The organism is Mucilaginibacter litoreus (assembly GCF_042676805.1).
Taxonomy (GTDB): domain Bacteria; phylum Bacteroidota; class Bacteroidia; order Sphingobacteriales; family Sphingobacteriaceae; genus Mucilaginibacter; species Mucilaginibacter litoreus.
The window spans coordinates 100,573-122,055 of sequence record NZ_JBHTHZ010000002.1 but is presented as its reverse complement, the minus strand read 5'-3'; the positions used below and the strand labels follow the sequence as shown (position 1 = coordinate 122,055).

Annotated in this window: 20 protein-coding genes; 13 read left to right on the top strand and 7 right to left on the bottom strand. The window is 44.4% G+C overall.

The window, feature by feature from the left end:
- Positions 1-176: 176 nt before the first annotated feature.
- The 3 genes from ACFQZX_RS03850 to ACFQZX_RS03840 all read left to right on the top strand — a co-directional run bounded on the left by ACFQZX_RS03850 (position 177) and on the right by ACFQZX_RS03840 (position 4,976).
- Positions 177-2,669, top strand: a complete 2,493-nt coding sequence (locus ACFQZX_RS03850; protein WP_377111481.1) for a M1 family aminopeptidase — start codon at positions 177-179, stop codon at positions 2,667-2,669.
- A 110-nt stretch (positions 2,670-2,779) separates the two neighbouring features.
- Positions 2,780-3,808 (top strand): DUF2157 domain-containing protein, encoded by a 1,029-nt coding sequence (locus ACFQZX_RS03845; protein ID WP_377111479.1) that lies wholly within the window; start codon positions 2,780-2,782, stop codon positions 3,806-3,808.
- Entirely contained in the window at positions 3,795-4,976 is a 1,182-nt protein-coding gene (locus ACFQZX_RS03840; protein ID WP_377111477.1) for a hypothetical protein, read from the top strand. The genes ACFQZX_RS03845 and ACFQZX_RS03840 overlap by 14 nt, the downstream gene beginning before the upstream one ends.
- A gap of 5 nt (positions 4,977-4,981) precedes the next feature.
- On the opposite strand, the gene ACFQZX_RS03835 is transcribed toward ACFQZX_RS03840, so the two are convergent.
- Positions 4,982-6,295, bottom strand: a complete 1,314-nt coding sequence (locus ACFQZX_RS03835; RefSeq protein WP_377111474.1) for a hypothetical protein — start codon at positions 6,293-6,295, stop codon at positions 4,982-4,984.
- Between the two features lie 167 nt (positions 6,296-6,462).
- On the opposite strand from ACFQZX_RS03835, the gene ACFQZX_RS03830 reads away from it, so the two are divergent.
- The 8 genes from ACFQZX_RS03830 to ACFQZX_RS03795 all read left to right on the top strand — a co-directional run bounded on the left by ACFQZX_RS03830 (position 6,463) and on the right by ACFQZX_RS03795 (position 14,618).
- Complete coding sequence (locus ACFQZX_RS03830; RefSeq protein ID WP_377111471.1) at positions 6,463-7,299, top strand: hypothetical protein; 837 nt, start codon at positions 6,463-6,465, stop codon at positions 7,297-7,299.
- Positions 7,300-7,401: 102 nt separating this feature from the next.
- Positions 7,402-8,646: a cystathionine gamma-synthase family protein gene (locus tag ACFQZX_RS03825; RefSeq protein ID WP_377111469.1), complete on the top strand. Its 1,245-nt coding sequence runs from the start codon at positions 7,402-7,404 to the stop codon at positions 8,644-8,646.
- Positions 8,647-8,807: 161 nt separating this feature from the next.
- Positions 8,808-9,449, top strand: a complete 642-nt coding sequence (locus ACFQZX_RS03820) for a (2Fe-2S)-binding protein (protein ID WP_377111467.1) — start codon at positions 8,808-8,810, stop codon at positions 9,447-9,449.
- On the top strand, positions 9,446-10,426 hold the full coding sequence (locus ACFQZX_RS03815; RefSeq protein ID WP_377111465.1) for an FAD binding domain-containing protein: 981 nt from the start codon (positions 9,446-9,448) through the stop codon (positions 10,424-10,426). Before ACFQZX_RS03820 ends, ACFQZX_RS03815 begins: the two co-directional genes overlap by 4 nt.
- A 1-nt stretch (position 10,427) precedes the next feature.
- Positions 10,428-12,587: a xanthine dehydrogenase family protein molybdopterin-binding subunit gene (locus ACFQZX_RS03810; protein ID WP_377111463.1), complete on the top strand. Its 2,160-nt coding sequence runs from the start codon at positions 10,428-10,430 to the stop codon at positions 12,585-12,587.
- On the top strand, positions 12,584-13,732 hold the full coding sequence (locus ACFQZX_RS03805; protein WP_377111461.1) for an XdhC family protein: 1,149 nt from the start codon (positions 12,584-12,586) through the stop codon (positions 13,730-13,732). The genes ACFQZX_RS03810 and ACFQZX_RS03805 overlap by 4 nt, the downstream gene beginning before the upstream one ends.
- Positions 13,729-14,310, top strand: a complete 582-nt coding sequence (locus ACFQZX_RS03800; protein ID WP_377111459.1) for a nucleotidyltransferase family protein — start codon at positions 13,729-13,731, stop codon at positions 14,308-14,310. The genes ACFQZX_RS03805 and ACFQZX_RS03800 overlap by 4 nt, the downstream gene beginning before the upstream one ends.
- Before the next feature lie 62 nt (positions 14,311-14,372).
- Positions 14,373-14,618 carry a hypothetical protein gene (locus ACFQZX_RS03795; RefSeq protein WP_377111457.1) on the top strand — a complete coding sequence of 82 codons (246 nt, stop codon included), beginning with the start codon at positions 14,373-14,375 and terminating at the stop codon, positions 14,616-14,618.
- Here ACFQZX_RS03795 and ACFQZX_RS03790 read toward each other — a convergent pair whose 3' ends face one another.
- The 3 genes from ACFQZX_RS03790 to ACFQZX_RS03780 form a co-directional block, all read right to left on the bottom strand.
- Positions 14,619-15,395 carry a LytR/AlgR family response regulator transcription factor gene (locus ACFQZX_RS03790; RefSeq protein WP_377111455.1) on the bottom strand — a complete coding sequence of 259 codons (777 nt, stop codon included), beginning with the start codon at positions 15,393-15,395 and terminating at the stop codon, positions 14,619-14,621.
- A gap of 2 nt (positions 15,396-15,397) precedes the next feature.
- Complete coding sequence (locus ACFQZX_RS03785; protein WP_377111453.1) at positions 15,398-16,432, bottom strand: sensor histidine kinase; 1,035 nt, start codon at positions 16,430-16,432, stop codon at positions 15,398-15,400.
- Positions 16,433-16,589: 157 nt separating this feature from the next.
- The gene (locus ACFQZX_RS03780) at positions 16,590-17,273 is read right to left on the bottom strand and encodes a hemerythrin domain-containing protein (RefSeq protein ID WP_377111450.1); all 684 of its coding nucleotides are present in this window, start codon (positions 17,271-17,273) and stop codon (positions 16,590-16,592) included.
- Positions 17,274-17,527: 254 nt separating this feature from the next.
- Between ACFQZX_RS03780 and ACFQZX_RS03775 the strand changes: the two genes are divergently transcribed.
- Both ACFQZX_RS03775 and ACFQZX_RS03770 read left to right on the top strand, forming a co-directional pair.
- On the top strand, positions 17,528-18,136 hold the full coding sequence (locus ACFQZX_RS03775; RefSeq protein ID WP_377111447.1) for a YceI family protein: 609 nt from the start codon (positions 17,528-17,530) through the stop codon (positions 18,134-18,136).
- A gap of 26 nt (positions 18,137-18,162) precedes the next feature.
- Positions 18,163-18,555: a RidA family protein gene (locus ACFQZX_RS03770; protein ID WP_377111445.1), complete on the top strand. Its 393-nt coding sequence runs from the start codon at positions 18,163-18,165 to the stop codon at positions 18,553-18,555.
- A 71-nt stretch (positions 18,556-18,626) separates the two neighbouring features.
- Here ACFQZX_RS03770 and ACFQZX_RS03765 read toward each other — a convergent pair whose 3' ends face one another.
- The 3 genes from ACFQZX_RS03765 to ACFQZX_RS03755 are packed head-to-tail and all read right to left on the bottom strand — an operon-like array spanning position 18,627 to position 21,418.
- On the bottom strand, positions 18,627-18,929 hold the full coding sequence (locus ACFQZX_RS03765; protein ID WP_377111443.1) for a phosphoribosylpyrophosphate synthetase: 303 nt from the start codon (positions 18,927-18,929) through the stop codon (positions 18,627-18,629).
- Positions 18,930-18,973: 44 nt separating this feature from the next.
- Positions 18,974-19,156 (bottom strand): hypothetical protein, encoded by a 183-nt coding sequence (locus ACFQZX_RS03760; protein WP_377111441.1) that lies wholly within the window; start codon positions 19,154-19,156, stop codon positions 18,974-18,976.
- 48 nt (positions 19,157-19,204) lie between these two features.
- A complete protein-coding gene (locus tag ACFQZX_RS03755) occupies positions 19,205-21,418 on the bottom strand; it encodes an ATP-binding protein (protein WP_377111440.1) in 2,214 nt (737 codons plus the stop codon).
- Positions 21,419-21,483 lie beyond the last annotated feature (65 nt).

The following is a 21,483-nucleotide window of genomic DNA, read 5'->3' as shown; positions in this document are numbered from 1 at the left end:
TTTAATTTACTAAGGACTTTTACAAGATTTTCACCACTCTTTGGAAAGAAGTTACATCTATGATTTTTGCAACATACCAATGATTTTTGTAAAAATATTGTAGACGAATGGTTTATTAAATACAATTTATTTAAAAAAGAAATATCTTACGCCTTTATCCGATCAATACATAACAAATGAAAAAAAACTACTCCTGTTTTCTGTTGATACTATTTTTTACACTCATTTTTAAAGAAAGCTTTGCCCAGCCCTTTGCAGGCGTTAAGGAAGGGAAAGGCTACCGCGAAACGCCCGAGCGGATCAATGATCTTGTTGATACCAAACTTGATGTAAGGTTTGATTATCAGAAAGCCTATTTATACGGTAAAGAATGGGTAACGCTTAAACCTCATTTTTACGCGACAGATTCATTAAGGCTGGATGCCAAGGGTATGGACATCCATAAAATTGCTATAGTAAAAGCCGGTAAATTGCAGCCGCTTACTTACACGTATGATGATAGCCTTACGCTGAATATTAAGCTTGACAAAAAATATCAGGGAGGCGAACAATATGTAGTTTATATCGATTACACCTCAAAGCCTAACCTGCTGCATGATAAACCCGGGCATAAACTTGATGGCAAAGGTTTGTATTTTGTAAATCCGAAAGGCACAGAAAAAGACAAACCTACCCAGATCTGGACACAGGGCGAGGCAGAAGCTTCATCGTGCTGGTTCCCAACCATCGACGTGCCCAACCAAAAAACCACCCAGCAACTTAGCATGACAGTGCCGGCCCGGTATACCACTTTATCCAACGGCTTACTCATCAGTCAAAAAAACAACGCGGACGGAACCAGAACTGATACCTGGAAGCAGAAGTTGCCGCATTCGCCCTACCTCTTTATGATGGCCATTGGTGAATTTAAAATATACAAAGATAAATGGCGCAATAAAGAGGTGAATTATTACCTGGAGCCAAAATATTTTCCGTATGCAAAAGCCGTTTTTGGGCAAACGCCAGAGATGATGGAATTTTTCTCGAAGGTACTTGGTGTCGATTTTCCGTGGGAAAAGTATTCGCAGGTGGTTGTAAGGGATTATCCACTTGGCGCAATGGAAAACTCTTCGGCCACGTTACATGGCGACTACGTGCAAAAAAGCCCATGGGAATTGGTAGACGACCCTAACGGAACAGGCGGTACCACCATAGCGCACGAATTGTTTCACCAATGGTTTGGCGACCTGGCCACCTGCGAAAGCTGGAGTAACGAAACCTTGAACGAATCTTTCGCCGTATTTGGCGAAAAGTATTGGAACGAGAAAAAATATGGCAAAGACGATGGGGATGCCAAGCGGTACGATGAACTGCAGGCTTACCTTAATAACAAAACAGCCGCGAACCAAAACCTTGTGCCTTTTTATTATTCGGATGCCGAAGGTATAAACGGTTCTAACATTTATGATAAAGGCGGCCTTGTTTTGAACATGCTGCGTAATTACCTGGGTGATGATGCGTTTTTTAAAGGATTGGGGCTTTATCTTAAAAACCGCTCGTTTAAAAGTGCCGAAGTGCAGGACCTGCGCCTGGCTTTAGAGGAAGTATCCGGCAAGGACCTTAACTGGTTCTTTAATCAGTGGTATTACGGAGCAGGCCATCCTGTATTGGATATTACCTATAAATGGGATGATGCTACAAAGACAGAAAAAGTATTTATAGCGCAAAACCAGCAAGGACAAATATTTCAATTGCCTGTAGCTATAGATATCTACACAAACGGAACTAAACAAAGGCATAAGGTTTGGTTAAGCCACGCAAAAGATACCTTAAGCTTTAAGTTACCTGCCAAACCATATCTTGTAAACGTTGATGCTGATAAAATACTGCTTACAAAAAAGACCGATCATAAAACACCTGCCGAATTTTTATATCAATACCAGCATGCCCCGCTTTATATGGACCGTTTTGAAGCTTATCAAATGGCAACAGAGCAACCTGGAACTCCTGAGGGTAAACAAATATTGTTGGCTGCGTTAAAAGACAAATATTATGGCTTGCGCATAAGGGCGATCAGAACAATAAAAACAGATGATAAAGATCTGATGGCATCTGCTTTGCCAACTGTTATTGACCTGGCAACAACAGACCCTAAGTACCCCGTGCGCACCGCGGCAATTACCTTGCTTGGTAAAACTGGCTCGCAATCCTATAAACAGCTATATACAGCGGCGTTAAACAGCCCATCTTATAATGTACGTTCGGCCGCTTTAACCGCCCTGAATAACGTGGCGCCCGACGAAGCTTTTAAAACAGCCAAAACTTTACAGCCAAAAGCCGAAGGCCCGGTGGCTATTGCTATCGTTGGCGTTTATGCCATGAACGGATCTGACGCGGAATGGCCTTTTGTGATCGAAGCATTTAAAAACGCATCGGTGCAGGTTAAGGTTGATAACGCTATTAAAACAATGCCTAAGATCATCGGCCGCATGAATAACCGCAGCTATGTTGCCGAAGGTATTACTACCATTCGCGACCTGGCAGTTACTTATAAAAGGTACGGTATAGCCCCAAGATTGATCACATCCCTTGAGGAAATAGCTAAGCAGCGAAAAGACAAGAACGACGATGAGTCGGCCAATCTTGCGCAGAAGGCGATTGATTATATCAAGGACGCTAAGAGTAATTAAACTTAAATCATTTCTACTGCAAAGGCAGCCTAAAACAATAGCTTGTCTATTTAAGGTGAACCGGCCGGCATTAATATGCCGGCCGGTTTGTTTTTGTTAATCAATGGTGTTTGCTATCTTTAAAACTCAACAACCCTAAACCATTGGAACAGGACATCTACTCACAACTTAAGGACAAAGGCTTACTAAGCGATGAGTCTTATCAAAAGCTCAAGACCAAAAGCAATCACAGTTTATTTTCTGTACACTGGGAGCTTAACCTGTTACTTTATTTGGGTGTGCTGATGTTTACCGGCGGGCTTGGCATACTGGTTTATAAAAATATCGATACCATTGGCCATCAGGCGGTACTTGCCTTAATTGCTGTGGTAGCTATCGGTTGTTTTTTTTATTGCTTTAAGCATAAGGCGCCGTTCAGCAGGCTGAGGGTAAAATCGCCCAATATGGCCTTTGATTACGTTTTGCTTTTGGGCAGCATCCTGCTGGTTACATTTATCGGCTACTTACAATACCAATACAATTTATTCGGGAATAATTACGGCCTGGCCACCTTTATCCCAATGGTGCTACTTTTTTATATCGCTTATGATTTTGACCATTTGGGAATCCTTAGTATGGCTATTGCTAACCTTGCTGTTTGGATGGGCGTATCCATTACGCCCAAAACCTTATTAATGGCAGGCAGTTTTAGTACCGAAAAACTTATTTATACTTACCTCGCTTTAGGTATCTTATTACTTGCCGCCGCTTATCTTACGCATCGTTTGGATTTTAAAAGGCATTTTAAATTCAATTATCACAATTATGGGGCACACATAACTTTCATAGCATTGTTATCAGGCTTTTTTCATTTTTTCGATAGTGCTGCTTGTGTGCTTTGGGCATTTGCCTTGTTTGGAGTGGCCGCTTATATTTATTTAGACGGGCGTAAGCACCGCTCTTTTTATTTTATTTTGATTGCCCTGCTTTACAGTTATATAGCATTATGCGGCCTGGTAGGAAAAGTAATTTCAAGCACCAAATGGCATGATATAGAGATTATATACTTTGCAGTTATGCTTTTTATTGCATCGGCAGTCGGCTTAATTATTTTACTCATCAACATCAATAAAAATTTAAAGGCCGATGATCATATATAACAAAGAGTGGCTTTACAACCTGCGTATAGTTAAACAATTACAGGCCGATCAGGAAGATGGATACGTTAGTAAAGATGAATTAAATGCTATTAAAGCACATTACCCGGTAGGTTTTTATCTGCCCGGAATTGTTGCTCGGATAGGCTTTTTCATCCTAACCTTAATTGCATTATTGCTTTCATCGGGCCTTTTGAGCCTGATTGCAGCGAGCGGAGACTTTATCGAATCCCCGATCTGGCCCTTATTCCTTGGGGTACTATGTTACTTAGGGCTGGAGTGGATCACTAAAAACGACAGGTACTTCCATTCGGGTATAGATAACGCTTTTTTATATTACACTGCCATTTTATTAATAGTGGGTATCACCTGGCTTACCAACAGCGGGCAATACGGGGGCATGGGGTTTATAACCGAGTTTATGATATTGCTGTTGGTCGCTGTCTACCTAACACTCCGCTTTGCCGATGTGGCGATGGCCTTTGGCAGTTGCGTATCGTTTTTTTGTTTGATTTATTTTTTATGGGCCAAGCTGGGCAACTTTGGTTTAACTACCATGCCTTTTGTGATGATATTAGCCGCAGGGGGAGTTTATGCGCTGCTTGATAAAATAGCTAAAAGTAAAACTGACATTAACTATTGGCTTTGCCTTGAGGTGGCCAAAGTTACAGCATTAGTTACATTGTACTTTGCAGGCAACTACTTTGTAGTAAACAAGCTTAATAACCTTTTACACGGCCTGAATGACAGCAATACGCACGTTCAGTTAGGTTTTTTCTTCTGGATGTGGACCACCATGTTGCCGCTGGCCTTTATTGCCATAGGTATCAAAAAAAGAAACCGGGTAATGTTACGGCTCGGTATGCTGCTTACAGCTGTTGCTGTTGCTACCTTCCGGAATTACTATCACTTGCTGCCTGTTGAGTTTATGCTCACATTGGCCGGCGCCATCTTACTACTGTTAGCATATACATTGATTAGATATTTCAAAACACCTAAGCACGGTATTACCTATGCTGAACCTGTTAAAGCCACCGATTGGGATAAACTCAATATAGAAGGGTTTGTGATAGGGCAAACCGCCGCGCAGGTTCCTAATACGCATACGCGTCAACAAAGCCCGTTTGGTGGAGGTACCGGCGGTGGCGGCGGCTCCAGCGACAGTTTTTGATCTGCTTACTTCTTTACCAGGTCAGCCGGGTTTACCGGGTTGCTCAACAAATGGGTGAACAGTTCCCAGCGTTTTTGCGGATTTTTAGTGCTTCCGCCGTTGCGTTCGATATAATTTTTGATCAGATCCTGACCGTAGTTGTAATTAATAACATAACTACGGTATTTTTTAATAAAGCTGATCGATTTATCTGCTGTCTCATCGTTCATCAGGCAGTATTTACGCAGATAACTGCGCGCCTTGCTCGGGCTCATGGTATCGTTTATCAAACCACGGGCAGCTTCGTTACGGGCGTAGTTTAACTGATTTTTTATTGCCAAAGCTTTAAAGTAAGTATCTGCCCCGGCAGTATCTAACCCTGCCATTGGCAGCAATACATTTTTAGCGAACTTTACTTTTTCATCCCCGGGGAAAACCATCTCGATACCAAAGTTAGCGCTACCCTCGGCAATAAGCGATTGCGGGCTGAACAGCGGATATAAAGATACTTCAACCCAGCCCCTGTCATGGTACAGGTTTTTCTCGAGCATCATGTTGTACACATGGTGGCCCGGGTAACTTTCGTGGCTGCCCACATCTATGGCACGGTCAATAAATATCTTGATATCCGTATTGATCTGCACCTCGCTTTTATAATTGCCTTTATACCAGTTGTAACCGTTCCAGGGTTTATCGTTTACCAGTTCCAATGTCAGGCTTTCGGCAGATGGCAATTTCAGGTGGCTGATGGTACGTTTACGTGCTTCAGCAATGGCTGCCTTAAATACCGTATCCAGCTTATTTTTGGGTATGATAAACTTATTGGCAAGCTTCTGAAAGCGGTCATTAACATTCCCTTTTCCTGGCAACAGGCTGTCAAGTTTATCCAGTTCGGCTTTAAAATTTTCTTCGCCATAAGCCGGTGCGGCTACTCCAAACAATTCGCGCGATTCTTCGTCAAACGACCGCTCATCACCTGTAATCAGCCTTACCCTGCGGCTAAACGCCAGCAGTTGGTTGTACATCCACGTTGCACGAGTTTTATTTGAGTCGATATCTGCATCATCGCCAACCACCTTAACGGCATTCATCAGTTCATTGATAGATGCGAGTATGCTATCACGTGGAAAATCAGCTTTATCACTAATTTCTTTCGGTTTCAGGGAGTCGGGGCCATAGTAGGCATCTACAAAGTTATTATCATACTGGCCAATAGTAAGCCCAAGTGTAACGTACTGCTGTGCATACTTATTCAGCTTCTTTCCATCGGCAGAGTCAGCGGCTTTTTGCTTGCACGAAAGCATAAACAACACAGGGATCAACAACAATAATTTTTTCATGCGGCAGAAGATGTAAATGTGCCGCAAGGTAACAAATAGTGTTTAAATTAGGTTTTGCATAGCCCTTTTGATTATTTGCTGCTTTATAGATATATGCAGCTCATTTGGTAGTATTTATTTGACTATCAGGTATTTTGTTGCATATAATTTATGGTAAATTTGTTTATATGCTTTATCACGATAGGTTATCATACCGCAAAATCAGCCTGTTATACTTACTGTTGGTACCGGTAATAGTAACCGTACTTGCATTTGTTATAGGGCATGTGAGTTATAAAATATATATTCCATCATGGCTTATCAACGCAAGCATAATGATAGTAGCGACCCAAACCATACAAGGTAAATTAATTACGGACAACCACAGAGCTACCTGGTTTTTAATTGCCCCCTGGGCGCTTGTTTCCATTTTTGGAGGTATGGGCCCTCCGCCCGAAACCCCTGCTGCATGGGCGGCCCTTGCTACCGAACAGGTCTGCAGATATTCCATATTAATATTAAGCGGTATATCAATGGCAATTGGCTTTATACAACTGCATAAACTGTTAGCACAAACACGGGGTAAAAATTATGCATCGTATGGCAAAACAATGATATGTATAGCCCTGCCATTATTTGTTTTGAACATGGCTTATTGGGGATTTTTTCTCACACATGTCTTTGTCAAATATTCAGAACCCGGGCATCCTGTAAAGCCCGGTTGGATCAGGTCTGTGGGTGATGTTTTCACTGTGGTTCGTATGACTGAAGTGACACTGATCTATCTTGCAACCGCGGCAATGTCATTTGCCTTATATCTTGCTAAGTTGTTATCTAAAAAAAGCACTGTAAGCTATATTACTTTTGCCTGCCTCGGCACTGTTTTTAATCTTCTTCCGGCTTCAGTTGGCGGGCCGCTGGCAGTTGCAGCTTATCTTTCCATAATACCTGCTATTACTTTACTTATGCCTTATTTGTTAGGCGTTAACCTCCTTTACAGGCAATCGTTCAAAAAGCTTGGTTAAATGGTATGTAATGCAACCTAAATTTTAAAACGATAATCTGTTGGCTTTGCATTTACCGGCCAGATACCCTATCATTGCGAAATATTACATGTACTTATTATCATGACTCAAAAAAGAGGTTTTACCACTACCCTGCTGCATGCCGACCGCTTACGCAAACCTGAGTTTGGCGCTTTACACCAGCCAATTCATACTGCCGTAACCTGGGGCTTTGATGATGTACAAGGGCTGGTAAATGTGTTCCAGAATAAAGAAAAAGGTTTTGCTTACTCGCGCCAGGGTAACCCAACAACCGCGGCCTTAGAAAATAAGATTACCATGATGGAAAAAGGCATTGCAACGGTAAGTTTTTCTACCGGTATGGCGGCCATCATGGCAACCGTGTTTGCCCTTGTAAAACAGGGTAGCCATATTGTGGCAAGTTCTTTTTTGTTTGGCAACAGCCGCAGCGTGCTGCAAACCTTTACCGAGATTGGCCTGGACATTGACTTTGTTGACGCAACCGATGTAAATAACATCAGGGCAGCATGCAAACCAAACACCTGCATGGTGTTTGTAGAAACCATTGCCAACCCGGCCACACAAATAGCCGACCTGGAAGCTATCGGTAACTTTTGCGAAGAACATGGGTTGATTTATATGGTAGATAATACCATGACATCCCCATACATTTTTCAACCGGTTAATGTAAAGGCATCCCTGGTGGTAAACTCATTAACAAAATACATAGGCGGCCATGGCAATGCCCTTGGAGGCGCAGTTACCGATACAGGGCTGTTCAACTGGGATGCTTATCCCGGCATTGCCCAGATTTTGCGCCAGCAGATAAAACCCGAACTATTGGGTATTACGCAGATACGTAAACGCGGCTTGCGCGATGGCGGCGGCACCCTTGCACCTGAGGCGGCACATAACATCTCGGTAGGTGCAGAAACGCTTGCCCTGCGTTTACAACATGCCTGTGGAAATGCACAAGCCTTAGCCGAATATTTAAACGATCATCCGCTGGTAGATAAAGTTTATTATCCCGGCCTGCCAGATCACCCTCAGCACGAGCTTTCTAAAAAGTTGTTCCGTTTACATGGCGGATTAATGAGTTTTGCGCTTAAGGATGGGGTGGATATTTTCGCATTTCTTAACCGCCTGCAGGTGGTTATTAAAAGCAGCAACCTGGGCGATACACGCACACTGGCTATACCGGTGGCCCAAACCATATTTTTTGAGCTTGGGGCCGAGCGCAGGGCCGAAATGGGCATACCCGAAGGTATGATACGGCTGTCTGTAGGGATTGAAGACCGGGAAGACCTGCTAAACGACTTTAAGCAGGCTTTTGATGCTATATCATAAACTTTACCGATATTTTATAAAGGCAAACGTAAAACCGTTTGCCTTTTTTATTTGTAGGAATATTAGTCCTTTAGTTGTTTATACAGTTTATAAATAACTGATTTACTTGCTGCACCTTTCAAAAAGCATTAACTTGACATTGAATACCAAATTAGATACCTATGTCTGATAAAACGCCCTGTACATCGCCGCAAAGCGAAGATACTACTGTTGATACCCGTCGCGATTTCATTAAGAAATCCTCCCTGCTTACAGCAGTTGCATTAACACCGGCTACGGCCTTAAAGGCCGCCGAAGATCATGTGGATGAAGCCATTGCAGAAGCGCTGGAAAAGCTGCCCGTAAAACTGGAGGTTAACGGGCAGGTGCATGACCTGAAGGTTGAACCACGCTCTACGCTTTTGGATATCCTACGTGAGCAACTCGACCTGACGGGCACCAAAAAAGGCTGCGACCATGGGCAGTGCGGCGCTTGCACGGTACATGTAGACGGGCACAGGGTAAACTCCTGCCTTACTTTGGGTGTTATGGTAAGCGGTAAAAAAATCACCACCATTGAAGGGCTGTCAAACGGCGATGAATTACATCCCATGCAGGAAGCATTTATCAAACATGATGGTTTTCAGTGCGGATACTGCACGCCGGGACAGATCATGTCGGCAGTGGCTTGCATCAATGAGGGGCATGCCAACTCAGAGGCTGAAATCAGGGAATACATGAGCGGTAACATCTGCCGTTGCGGTGCTTACCCTAACATAGTAAATGCCATACTGGAAGTAAAGAATGGAGGGCAGCCGGCATGAAACAGTTCCAATACCTAAAAGCGACCAACAATGCCGGCGTTATCAGCGCCATAGCTAAGCCGGGCACTAAAATCATAGCAGGCGGCACCAACCTTATCGACTTGATGAAGCGCGGCGTTATGGCTCCGGATAAACTGGTAGACATCAATAACCTGCCTTTAAAAGACATCAGTCAGACAGACACCGGCCTGCACATTGGCGCCCTGGCATTAAACAGTGCCGTGTCTGAAAACAATCTGGTAATGCAACAACAACCATTATTAGCAATGGCGCTAAAAGCCGGGGCATCACCTCAACTGCGTAATATGGCCACCGTAGGTGGCAACATGATGCAGCGTACCCGCTGTACTTACTTTTACGATACCGCCATGCCTTGCAACAAGCGCGAACCGGGCAGCGGTTGCGGAGCCATTGGCGGCTTTAACCGCATGCACGCCATATTTGGCGCCAGCAGCAAGTGTATTGCTGTACATCCAAGCGATATGTGCGTGGCCCTGGCAGCCCTTGATGCAACAGTGACACTCAGCGGGCCAAAAGGTAACAGAACCATTCCGTTCACGGATTTTCATCGCCTGCCGGGCGAAACACCCCAGTTTGATAACCACCTTGCCAACGGCGAAATGATACTGGGAGTTAATATCCCTGCAAACAACTTTGCCAGGAACAGCTATTATCTTAAGGTGCGCGACAGGCAGTCGTACGCTTTTGCGCTGGTATCCTGCGCTGCCGCGTTGGATATACAAAACGATACTATTCAAAACGTGCGTTTGGCTATGGGCGGCGTTGCGCATAAACCCTGGCGCTTGTTTGACGCTGAAAAAGCACTCGTTGGCAAAAAGCCAACTGAAGAAAACTTTGCAGCAGCCGCTCAGTTAGCCATGCAGGGTGCAAAAGGCTACGAGTATAATTCATTTAAGTTAAAACTTGCCCCGGCTACTATTACCGAGGCCCTTAAACATGCCGCAGGCTTAATATAATATGATGGAAGAAGCATTATTCAAAAAGGCCATCCCTTCGTCGGCCGATGGTTTGGGCCGTATAGATGGCAGGGCTAAAGTAACCGGGCAGGCCAAATATACCGCCGAATACAAGCTGGATAACATGGTATATGCCGTATTAGTGGGCAGTACCATCGCTAAAGGAACGGTGGCTACAATAGATACAGCGAAAGCAATAAAAGCGCCGGGCGTTCTGTCGGTATTAACCTATCTTAACGCACCAAAGGTTCCGGGGCATCAAAAGGCAAAAAACCCGGGCAAGCCAGAGGCTAAAAGCGGACCGTTAAAGGTTTTCAATGACAATAAGATCTTTTTTAACGGCCAGCCTATCGCCATGGTGATCGCGGATACTTTTGAAAGAGCCGTTTATGCAGCATCATTAGTTAAAGCCACTTATAATAAAGAAAAACATGACACTACCCCGCCTAAGGATTTAAGCAGGGGCGCTGCCCCCTGGGATGGTAAAGATTTTGTACGCGGCACTGCCGATGCATGGAAAACCGCTCCTGTAAACCTGCAGGAGGAGTACATACAACCCACCGAGGTACATAACCCAATGGAACTGCATGCCATCATCGCCCGCTGGGACGCACCTGATAAATTAACCGTTTGGGATAAAACCCAGGGCGTACAGGCCACACAGGGCGATATAGCCAAAGCTTTTAAGCTGCCCGTAGAAAATGTACAGGTAAACTCCAAATATGTTGGCGGTGCTTTCGGTAGCGCGTTACAGGTATGGCCCCATGAAATTGCCGCGGCTTTAGGTGCGCAGGTAGTTAAACGCCCGGTCAAGCTGGTACTTACACGTATGGATATGTTTACCTCTGTTGGTTATCGCCCATACACCTGGCAGCGTATAGGCATTGGCGCCACAAAAGATGGCAAACTGATAGGCATTACCCACGAAGCTGCCGGGCAAACATCCGTTTATGAAGATTTTGCCGAAGGGCCTATCAATACCAGTAAAGGCCTGTATGATTGCCCCAATGTTACCACCCGCTACAAGCTGGTGTCGCTTAACGTGAACACCCCTACCTGGATGCGCGGCCCTGGCGAAGCTACAGGCGCCTTCGCGCTCGAGTCGGCTTTGGATGAGCTGTCATACAAACTCAAGATGGATCCTATTGAACTGCGCATGAAAAACTACGCTAAAACGGATCCTGACAATAAAAAAGAATACTCCAGCAAATTTCTGGATGAAGCTTATAAAATGGGCGCCGACCGCATTGGATGGGACGCACGCAAGCAGGAACCTGCGTCCGTTAAAGAAAACGGCTGGCTGGTTGGCTACGGCATGGGTAGCGGCATGTTTGGCGCCTACCGCGAAAAAGCTGTGGTACGCGCTACCATGAACGCCGATGGTACCCTGCTGCTGCAAACCGCCGTTAGCGATATTGGTCCGGGCACGGGTACCGCAATGGTGCTCATCGCATCCAAACAATTGGATATCCCTACAGATAAGATCAGGTTTGAAAACGGAGATTCATCATTACCGGATGCCCCCATGCAGGGCGGCTCGGCTACTACTTCAACTGTTGGGTCGGCTGTACATGAAGCCTGCTCTATCCTTAAAGAAAAATTTCAGCAGCTGATGGGTAATGGCGGTGCAGATAAGCTGGATTATGTTAAGATATTGAAAGATAAAAACCTGCCGTCGGTACAGGTGCTCACCAAATCGCAGCCCGGGCCTAACAACGAAAAATATTCGATGCAATCCTGGTCGGTACACTTTGTAAAGGTTCTGGTTCACCCTACAACGGGCGTTACTAAGATAGATAAGGTAGTGTGCGTAGCAGATTCGGGCACCATTGTCAGCCCGAAAACTGCCCGAAGCCAGATAGTAGGCGGCGCTATTGGCGGTATTGGCATGGCTTTGATGGAAGAAGGTGTTATAGATGATCGCTTTGGCCGGTATGTGAACAATAACCTGGCAGATTACCATGTACCTGTAAATGCTGATATTCCGCAGATAGAAGCCCTGTTTGTTAACAAACCCGACCCCTATATTAACCCAATGGGTTCTAAAGGCATGGGCGAGATAGCTTTGATAGGCATGGCCGCGGCTGTTGCCAACGCGGTTTACAACGCTACCGGCAAACGCGTAAGGGATTTACCTATAACGCCCGATAAACTGATTTGAAAGAGATTATTGACATAGTAAACGCTTACGATACTGCAAACAAGCAAGGTAAAAAAACCGCTTTGGCTACTGTTGTGCTGGTTGAAGGTTCGGCCTACAGGCGGGCTGGTGCACGCATGCTGATAACCGAGGACGGACAGCTGACCGGCGCCATTAGCGGCGGCTGCCTGGAAGGTGATGCCCTACGCAAAGCCCGACTGGTTATTTTGCAGCAGCAGCCTATGCTGGTTACCTATGATACTACTGATGATGATGACGCCAGGCTTGGCGTTGGCCTGGGATGTAATGGCATTATCCACATTTTGATAGAGCCGGTTGACGACCGGCAGACCAACAACCCTATTGCCATGCTAAGGGCGGTAGTAGCAAGCAAAGCAAACACTGTATTGGTCACCCTCTTTTCCGTAGAGCATCGTAAAGCACCGCAACCCGGGACTTGCCTTTGCCTTACAGATACCGGTGTGTTTTTGAACGGCCTTGAAAATACACCTTACCGTTTAAGCCTTATTAATGATGCTGAATATGTACTGGAGAACCATCGGTCAGAGGTTAAAACTTACACCAGTGATAATTTAACTTATACCGCCTTTATCGAACATATCAGGCCGCAAATGTCGCTGGTTATTGCAGGGGCTGGTAATGATGCTATTCCGCTTACCAAAATTGCATCCGTATTAGGATGGAATGTCACCGTTGTGGATGGCCGGCCAAATTACGCTACTGCCGAACGTTTTCCGCTGACACAGCAAACACTTGTAGCCAAACCTCAACAGGTACTTGATGGTGTTTCTTTAAATCAGTGGACAGCCTTTGTCCTGATGACACACAACTATAATTACGAAATAGAATTGCTTAAGCACCTGCTGCCCTGCAATTTGCCATACATTGGGATGCTTGGGCCCAAAAAGAAGCTTGAACGCATGCTGGCCGAACTTGAAGATAGTGGCATCGAAATAACCGAAGATCAAATGGCAAATATTTATGGGCCTGTCGGCCTGGATATCGGCTCGGAAGGCGCGGAAGAGATAGCGCTTTCCATCATAGCAGAAATTAAGGCCGTATTCTCGTCGCGCAAAGGGTATTCGCTGAAATATAAGCCCACTCCTATTCACGCCGGGCTTTTAAAACCTGTAAGCAGTAAATGACCGGACTGATCATACTGGCAGCAGGCGCTTCCAGCCGCTTAGGCCATCCCAAACAAAACCTGCTTTATAAAGGCAAAACCTTGCTAGAAAGGGCCGTCGATGCCGGTATCAGATCGCCATGCAGGCCGGTTGTAGTTGTGCTTGGCGCTAACGCCGAAGATATTACACTCAGTAACATAAGCAATGAAGCGGACCTTGTTTACAACAAACACTGGCAGCAAGGTCAGTCGGCATCCATAAAAGCCGGAATTACCGAATTACAAAAGCATCCTAACATCACCAGTGCTATTATGATGCTGTGCGACCAGCCCTTTGTAACGTCTAAATTGTTAAGCAACATGCTCCAGGTTCGCCTGCAAACACAAAAGCCTGTTGTTGCCTGCAGTTATAATGGCACCATTGGTGTACCTGCCCTGTTCAACAAAGGCTTATTTGGCCATCTGCTATCGCTCAGTGGCAACCATGGGGCAAAACAACTATTGCAAGCCCAGGAAAACGATGTTGCCATAGTTGAGTTTGAGGAAGGCAGCATAGATATAGATACACTGGCCGACTATGAGCGTCTGCTTGGGAAATAGCTGTGTAAAAATTCCTTCAACAATAACTGCCGGTTGTGGTTAAATAATAAACCGGAGCAGCAATGGAAAAATTCAATCTGAAAATCAAGTACAACAAACAGGACCTGCAATTAGAGGTAAAGGAATACATTCATCACAGCCATCAGCGCTGCAAACTGGAGGTTTACCAGGACGATAAGTTACTGGTAAGCTTTAACCCCGATGACCATGAAACCTTGTCTGTTTGCCAGAACCCGGGTGGTTTGGATGATAAACTGGTACACCTTATAGCCGATACTATCGAAAAAAAGATAGACCTGTTCGGCTGATCACTTGCCCATCCAAACCTTAAAATCATTTACTTTTTCGCGGCTTACAATGGCCTCCTTATCAAATGCGGGCTTTAATCTCAATATCAGCCGATTACCAAAATAAGGCTGTATCTGGTCTACACTATTGATTGATACGATCACAGAACGACTGATACGGAAAAATTGCTCAGGGTCAATCGTTTCTTCAATCTCGTCCATGGTATAATCAACAATGTAAGTTTTACCATCGCCCGTAGTAAAAAAATTAACCCTTTCGTCACTGTAAAAATACGCTATGGAAGCTACCTCCACAGATACCAGTTTTTGCAGATGCTTTACCAGGAAACGCTTACGGTAACTAATGCCGGTGGTTTGCTTTTGCAGTTCGGTTACCAGTTTTTCAATCTTCAGGGTATGATCATCGGGCTGTATACTTCCGCGCAAATGGTTCAGTTTATCAATGGCCGCCTTTAATTCATTTTGCTGAATAGGTTTAAGCAGGTAATCGATACTGTTAACCTTAAAGGCCTTTAAAGCATATTCGTCATAAGATGTTGTAAAGATCACCGGGCAATCAACCTGCACCTCATTGAAAATAGCGAAGCTTTGCCCGTCGGCCAGCTCAATATCCATCAGTACCAGGTCCGGGCTGGTGGCCGTTTCATTAAACCATTTCACCGATGAGGCTATACTTTCGGTAACCCCTATCACATCAGCCTCTGGCGCCACCTTGTTCAGCGTTTGGGTGAGTTTGGCAACCGCCAGCTGTTCATCTTCAATAATCAGCACTTTCATGGTCATAAATTTTTAATCAGGGGAAGGCTAACGCTAAAAACTTCATTATCCTGGTTGATGATCACGCCGCTATGGTTAAGCAACTCATATTTGGCGATGATATTCTGCAAGCCAATTTTGTTGGACAGCACCTTTGATACTTTTTTCTGCCGGTTATTAATTACTGTTAAAAAGCCGGCTTCATCAGTTTTGATATCAATCTTAAGCGGCCTGTTCTTTAGTATGGTATTATGCTTTACCGCATTTTCAATCAGCATTTGCAACGTCAATGGCGGGATCAGCAGGTCCTGTTTATTATCGGCAACATCAATATGCAGTTCAATACCATCGCCATAACGTGTTTTAAGCATGTGAAAGAAAGAGTGAACAAACTGCAATTCGCTGCTTAGGGGAATCAGCTCAAATTCGTTTGAGCGCAGCAGGTACCGGTATACTTTACTCATCTCATCTAAAAACTCGCTTGCTTTATCCGGGTCGCTGCTGATAAGGGATGAGAGGCAATTGAGGCTATTGAACAAAAAATGAGGGTTTACCTGGTTCTTTAAGCTATCCAGCTGGCTTTGCAGATTGATCTTCTTTAATTTCTCCGTCTCTACCAATGATATTTTCCATTTATCAAACAATTTGATTCCTTCATGAAAACTTGTAGCTACAACATTGATGAGGAAGCCGGTTATAAACAGCGGGCTGTAATTGCTCCAATTAAATTGAAAACGGATAAACCCGGCACCTTTATAGGCAAAAAATAGGCTGATACACATTAGCTGTGTTAAAACAGCATATACCATCATTTGCATGGCAATGCGCAGATGGGTTTTGGTATATTGGGGCACCACATAATTGAGTATGTTGGCTGCGGTAATATGAAACACCCATGAACAGGTACCTATAAGCCAGGTAATAAGTGTGGCATAGATAAACAGCGGTAAAGTGAAGTAAGCATCTTTTAAAAGTAGATAGGCCAGAATCATCATAGCCGGATAAACGGTAACGAACAACACCCAAACATCCTGGCGGGAAAAACTCAGGTACCTCATGGCAAATACGTTTGATCTTAATGTATTTCGCCTCAAGACAAGCTTTCTGAAGAAAATGTTACTCTTGCGGATGATGAAATTATCCATTGATGATGACATAGATTTGGCATTATAAATATAGCCGGAAGAAAGCATATTTCATCCGGCCATACCTAAACTAAATTGCTGCTCCTTCTGATATTTGCTGTTCAACTACCGCCCACCTGTCTTGCGGCAGGTTCTGCTGGCAGGTTTCCAGCAAGGCATTAAATACAAAGTCGGGCGCATGTGCCTTAACCGCGTTAAGCCAGATGATCAGCTCGGTATTATTGATACCTTTTATCATCCATTTAAAATAGGTAAGCATCTTTTCAGGTTCTATCTGTTGCTGTATCTGGTGCTCCATCCCCAATATCTCGGCATCGGTGTAGTTAGTCCATAGTATGGTATTCAGCAACTGCTCCTCTTTGTTCATGTGCTTTAAGTTGAAAGCCACAAAATCATTAAGTGCATAGTATAAATTGTAGCCGGCCACGTACCTTGCTGCATCGCTTTGGCCCAACCTGTAATCAGTAACTTTCTGCCGTAGCGAGTTAGAAAGTGCAAGATCGGTTTCATGCTCGCTTTCGAAATCCTTAATCACCTGCGGCGAGTGTTGTTCTGCCGCGCTTAATATGCAGGTATCCTCATGGTAAGCGTGCGAATCAAAAAGGTGTAAAAGCAATTCGGTTTGCTCTAAAACCGGCGCTGCTGCTTCTGCATTGCTCATATCCGTTTGCTGTATCTGCATAACGGTATCAAATAATAAAGCCCTCAGGCCTTTGTGGATCTGGTTGAATACGTTGAATCTGTTTGTGTTCATTTTAATTAAGATTTAGTGATACAAAAATGTTACGCAATCATCCTATTCAAAATAACAACCTGTATGAAATGCAATTTATCAAGTATGAATTGTAAATGCCTCCTTTAATCCGGTTAACCGGCTGCCGATGCTACTTATTTCAATAAAAACAGCAGTTCAACCAATTGAATTTGCAACTGGTACAATACAGGCTATGAGTGGTGCGGGCGGGCCCACATCTTTGCATTATAATCGAAACACAAATCACAATTAAAATGAAAAAATTACTATCAATCGCAATGGCTGCCTCTATGTTAGCAGCATGCCAGAAAAGCAACGACACAATTTCAACTACTTATACTGTAAATGATGCAGTTTCAAAGGCAGAGTGGAAAGGCTCGGCGCCAGATCATTTCCATGTGGGCTCGTTTAAAGTTACCGGCTCTTTAACCGCGACAGACAGCGGCAAATTACAAACCGGGGACTTTATAATCCCCATCAGCTCGATACAGGACTATGACCTGCCCGACCCGGTAAGGCAAACTTTGCTGGCCGACCTGAGGGACAACTTCTTTAAGATAGCTTTACACCCTGATGCAAAATTTCACTTAACGGGTACCGCGCCTTACACTAAAGCAGATACCGCGGCAATAGCCGGTGCCAACACCCTGTTAACCGGCGACTTTACCATGCTGGGGCAGACACATTCTATCAGCTTCCCTGCTAAGGTTAGCGCTACTGCCGATAGCATAAATACCGAGGCTAAATTTGATATTAACCGTTACCAGTGGGGTATGAACAATTATAACGACTCGACCCAAAAGCTTTACATCTTACCTACAGTAAACATCAGGCTGAGTGTTAAAGCAGGTATTAAAAAATAAACCGATCAACCTTAAAAATAATTACAATGAAAAAGCACATAGTTAACCCATGGAAATGGCAGGACCAGCTTGGGTACGCGCAAGGCGTAGAAGTAAGGAATAACCAGGGTACTTTATACTGCGCAGGCCAGGCGGCCATGACGGCAGACGGGCAACCATCTGAAGGTAATATGGCGCAGCAAATTGAGCTGAGCCTGCAAAATGTAGAAAAAGTGGTTAAACAAGCAGGGTATCATTTAAGCAATATTGTTCGCTTAAATATTTACACTACTTCTATTGACGAATTTTTCCCGGCATATGGCACCCTTGCCGGATGGATGGCGCAGCACAACATACTACCATCAAGCACACTGGTAGAAGTATCGGCGCTGGCGTACCCGCAATTAAAAATTGAGTTTGAAGCGACAGTTGTAGATTAAGCTCAACCAACAACCTACCCTTATCACTATAAAGCCCGTTTCAACCAAACGGGCTTTGCATTTATTAGTTGTTAAGCGCCTGGTTTTTCTTCCAGCGCTTTTACCATTTTATCAGTAATTGGGTCGGCAGTTGGGCCGTAGCCGTTTACCAACACACCCTTTAAATTATATTTGTCTGAAGATATAGCATAAACAATCGCTTCATCTCCGGGGTCGGATGCGCCTTCAAAACGGTAATGACGGTCAACAACAAAATCTTCCGGATGTAATTGTAACTGGTTACCCGCACAGCGCAGGCAGTTTTCATGCAGGTTAAAATCTTCGGTATAACCTTTTTCCCTGAGATGGTTGATCACTTCAGAAACGGTTGTCATTGGTTGCATAAGTATATATAAAGTTTAAGGTGTATCTGAATTGTTTATTTTTTACAAACGGCAACTGTCCTTTTATTGGCTTTTTCAAGTGTAGCGCCTCTTGATGAGTTATCACATTTGCCCAATAGCGTATAAATAATGATAAAGATAACAATGGTTGAAAGGCAGCCTCCACCTAACTTTTTTGCGCCCCAGGCAGCAATAATGGCTCGGAAAAATTTATTCATAGTAGCATGTTTTTCATGCTAACAGCCATTGCATACAGATAGTTTTATTTAGCCCAGCGGCAATGTGAAATAAAATGTGGACCCTATACCGCTTTCGCTTTCCGCCCATATCCTGCCGCCGTGCTGCTTAACAATTTCGGCACTAAGGTATAAGCCTATGCCAAAACCTGATATATGCCGGGTATGATCTGATTCTACCCGGTAATAACGGTCAAACAGCTTGTTAAGGTCCTGCTCTTTTACACCCATTCCCTCATCTTTGATAATTACTTTCACGAAGCCATCTTCAGTTTCGCAGCTTACATCAATCCGTTTGCCTCCGGGCGAATATTTAACAGCGTTACTCAACAAGTTGGATATTACCGAGCCAATTTTCTCTCTATCGGCAGATACCTCAACATGGCTGTTATGGTGCACATAGATAGTATGTATCTGGGTAGTTATCTGTATCTCATCGGCCACTTCGCGCAATAGCTGGTCTACACGAAATTGTTGCTTATCCAGATGGATCTTTCCCGCTTCCAACCGCGAAATATCTAAAAAGCCATTGATAAGGTTACTCATCTTCCTGATCTGGCTGGTTGCCTTACTCAACGCACCGCTTATAAACGGATCGGGGTTATCCTTCAGTTTTACCGACAGCACCTGTACAATTGCTGATAAAGATGTAAGCGGCGTTTTAAGTTCATGGCTGGCTATGCCTATAAAGCCATCCTTTTGTTTTTGCAGCTTTTGCGCCTCCAGCAGGTTTTGCTCTATTCTTTGCCTTGCCAGCACCTGTTCGGTAACATCAATAGAGGCCACTATTATTCCGGTTGTATTACCGCCCGAATCACGGTATGGCTCATAAACAAAATCCTGATAAACAACCTCCTGGGTGCCGTTGCGTATCAATGATACAGGCCTTTCACTTGCCCTGTACGTTTGGCCGGTGTAATATACATCAGCCATCAGCTGTTCCAAACCCTGATCACGAGAATCGGGCAGGCCCTCGAATATGGGCTTATTCCAAACATCGGTAACCGGCTTGCCCCACAGTTTTATCATCATATCATTTGCTACCTCAACTATGTGTTGTGGCCCGGTTAGTATGCACATGGCCACCGGAGCCTGCAAAATCATGTTATACAGGTTTTTTTCGCTTTGCTCAACCCGCTGCTTGGCCAGTACAATATCTGTTACTTCGGCGGCAGTGTTCATTACCCCGTAGATGTTTCCGGCGGTATCATATAAGGGCGTGAAACTATAGTTAAAATAAAAAGGCTGTAGTTTACCGTCAACTACTATGTCTACCTGCTGATTACGAGCATGGAAAGGGATACCGGTAATATATACATCATCTAACTGATCGTATATCTGCTGATTATCCAGTTCTGGCAATAATTCATGATAAGTTTTACCAATAACGTCGTACCCTTTTCCCCAAACATCCATAATTGCCTGGTTAGCTAAAACTATGCGCATTTCGCGCCCCTGGTAAACCCCAATAGGAAAGGGAGCACTTTCTACAAGGCTGCGTATGCGGTGTTCTGTTTCCTTAAGATCACTAACCAAACGCTCCAGCTTTTGCTGGCTTAGCATCAGCTCGTCATTGGTTGCGGCAAGCTCTTCGTTGGTAACTGCAAACTCCTCGTTAATAGCGGTCAGCTCCTCGTTAAGGGTTTGCTGCTCCTGCTCGCTATCTTCAAGTTCGATGGTGCGCACACGCACCTTTTCCTCCAGCTCGTCATTAAGGTTGGCAAGCATGGCTTGTGTTTGATGCAACTCTTTATTAATGTGTTCCAGCTCGGCGTTAGCCGTTTTAAGCTGGCTATTCAGCTTCTGCTCAATTTGCAGTGCATGCGCGCTAATGAACTCCTTTTTTATCCGTTCAGACTCAAGCAGTTCATCAATATCCATACATGAGCCGATGAACCCGGCAAATACGCCATCTGTGTTAAACCTGGGCATACCATGAGCAAGTATCCACCGGTACTGCCCGTCGTGGCGTTTTAAACGGTACTCCAATTTAAATTCCTCGCAGGCGTTATAAGCTTTATTCAAAAGCTCTGTACAACGTTCAACATCATCCGGATGCACACCTTGTATCCAACCTTCGCCGCTTTCCTCCTCGAATGTGCGGCCGGTAAACTGCAGCCAAGTTTTACTGAAAAAGTAACGCATTTTGTCTGCGCCGGATACCCACATCATAACGGGCGCAGTATCTGCCATTAACTTAAATTGTTCATCTACCGGTATAAAAGAGCCGTTATTCTGATGCATGCACAAGTTTACTAAATTGAAAAACGTGAACCTATAATTAATTTTAATTGCATCTCAATTTCCTA

What these genes read in the sequence shown, in the direction of transcription:
- ACFQZX_RS03770 (WP_377111445.1), top strand. Translation starts at nt 18,163, where the DNA reads ATGAAAAAGCACATAGTTAACCCATGGAAATGGCAGGACCAGCTTGGG.
- ACFQZX_RS03785 (WP_377111453.1), bottom strand. Translation starts at nt 16,432, where the DNA reads ATGAGGTACCTGAGTTTTTCCCGCCAGGATGTTTGGGTGTTGTTCGTT.
- ACFQZX_RS03760 (WP_377111441.1), bottom strand. Translation starts at nt 19,156, where the DNA reads ATGAATAAATTTTTCCGAGCCATTATTGCTGCCTGGGGCGCAAAAAAG.
- ACFQZX_RS03850 (WP_377111481.1), top strand. Translation starts at nt 177, where the DNA reads ATGAAAAAAAACTACTCCTGTTTTCTGTTGATACTATTTTTTACACTC.
- ACFQZX_RS03810 (WP_377111463.1), top strand. Translation starts at nt 10,428, where the DNA reads ATGATGGAAGAAGCATTATTCAAAAAGGCCATCCCTTCGTCGGCCGAT.
- ACFQZX_RS03820 (WP_377111467.1), top strand. Translation starts at nt 8,808, where the DNA reads ATGTCTGATAAAACGCCCTGTACATCGCCGCAAAGCGAAGATACTACT.
- ACFQZX_RS03835 (WP_377111474.1), bottom strand. Translation starts at nt 6,295, where the DNA reads ATGAAAAAATTATTGTTGTTGATCCCTGTGTTGTTTATGCTTTCGTGC.
- ACFQZX_RS03795 (WP_377111457.1), top strand. Translation starts at nt 14,373, where the DNA reads ATGGAAAAATTCAATCTGAAAATCAAGTACAACAAACAGGACCTGCAA.
- ACFQZX_RS03800 (WP_377111459.1), top strand. Translation starts at nt 13,729, where the DNA reads ATGACCGGACTGATCATACTGGCAGCAGGCGCTTCCAGCCGCTTAGGC.
- ACFQZX_RS03825 (WP_377111469.1), top strand. Translation starts at nt 7,402, where the DNA reads ATGACTCAAAAAAGAGGTTTTACCACTACCCTGCTGCATGCCGACCGC.
- ACFQZX_RS03765 (WP_377111443.1), bottom strand. Translation starts at nt 18,929, where the DNA reads ATGACAACCGTTTCTGAAGTGATCAACCATCTCAGGGAAAAAGGTTAT.
- ACFQZX_RS03830 (WP_377111471.1), top strand. Translation starts at nt 6,463, where the DNA reads ATGCTTTATCACGATAGGTTATCATACCGCAAAATCAGCCTGTTATAC.
- ACFQZX_RS03780 (WP_377111450.1), bottom strand. Translation starts at nt 17,273, where the DNA reads ATGAACACAAACAGATTCAACGTATTCAACCAGATCCACAAAGGCCTG.
- ACFQZX_RS03840 (WP_377111477.1), top strand. Translation starts at nt 3,795, where the DNA reads ATGATCATATATAACAAAGAGTGGCTTTACAACCTGCGTATAGTTAAA.
- ACFQZX_RS03815 (WP_377111465.1), top strand. Translation starts at nt 9,446, where the DNA reads ATGAAACAGTTCCAATACCTAAAAGCGACCAACAATGCCGGCGTTATC.
- ACFQZX_RS03790 (WP_377111455.1), bottom strand. Translation starts at nt 15,395, where the DNA reads ATGAAAGTGCTGATTATTGAAGATGAACAGCTGGCGGTTGCCAAACTC.
- ACFQZX_RS03755 (WP_377111440.1), bottom strand. Translation starts at nt 21,418, where the DNA reads ATGCATCAGAATAACGGCTCTTTTATACCGGTAGATGAACAATTTAAG.
- ACFQZX_RS03775 (WP_377111447.1), top strand. Translation starts at nt 17,528, where the DNA reads ATGAAAAAATTACTATCAATCGCAATGGCTGCCTCTATGTTAGCAGCA.